General features: G+C 61.1%; 1 protein-coding gene. It reads right to left on the bottom strand.

Features of this window, described 5'->3' with window-relative positions; genetic code table 11:
* Positions 1-786: proton-conducting transporter transmembrane domain-containing protein (locus DDE76_RS19375; protein ID WP_281261872.1), on the bottom strand; the 786-nt coding region annotated here is incomplete at both ends.

The raw sequence follows: 786 nt of genomic DNA, 5'->3' as shown, positions 1-786 counted from the left end.
CAAACAGCACATTGTGGTTGAAGCCGAGCACACCCTCCGCTTCTGCCGCAAAGAGCAGATAGGAGAGCCGCAAAAGGGCATAGATGCCCACCTTGGTCATGATGGCGAACATGGCCGCGACCGGCGCAGCCGCCACAGAATAGGCGCCCGGCAACCAGAAGCTGATCGGCCACATGCCGGCCTTGATCAGGAAGGTCAGGCCGAGCAGCCCCAGACCTGCGTCGAGCAATGGCCGGTCGGCGGCGGCAATTTGCGGAATGCGCACCACAAGATCGGCCATGTTGAGCGTGCCGGTGACGCCATAGATGATCGCCGCGCTGATGAGGAACAGGAAGGACGCCAGAAGGTTGATCGCGATGTAGTGCAGCGACGCCTTGACCCGGGCGCTGCCACTGCCATGCAGCAGCAATCCATAGGACGCCGCCAGCATTACCTCGAAAAAGACGAAGAGATTGAACAGGTCACCGGTGAGGAAGGCGCCATTGAGCCCCATCAGCAAGAGCTGGAAGATAGCTGCAAAATGCGGGCCGGCGGCATACCAGCGGGCCAGCGAGAATGTCAGCGTCGCCATGCCGAGAATGCTGGTCACCAGCACCATCAGCGCCGAGAGCCTGTCAGCCACCAGCACGATGCCGAAAGGCATGGGCCAATTGCCCAGTGGATAGGCCTTGATCAGCTCAGTGTCGGACGGACCAACCTGTATGGTCGGCACGACCAGCAGCAGCGCGATAACGACCAGCAGGGCGGTCGAGCCGATACTGAGACCGATCTTGAGCATCCGGAAGC

It is taken from the genome of Devosia indica, from assembly GCF_003056405.1.
Classification (GTDB): Bacteria; Pseudomonadota; Alphaproteobacteria; order Rhizobiales; family Devosiaceae; genus Devosia; species Devosia indica.
Note: the sequence above shows the minus strand (reverse complement) of the source record. Positions and strands in the feature narration are given on the sequence as shown.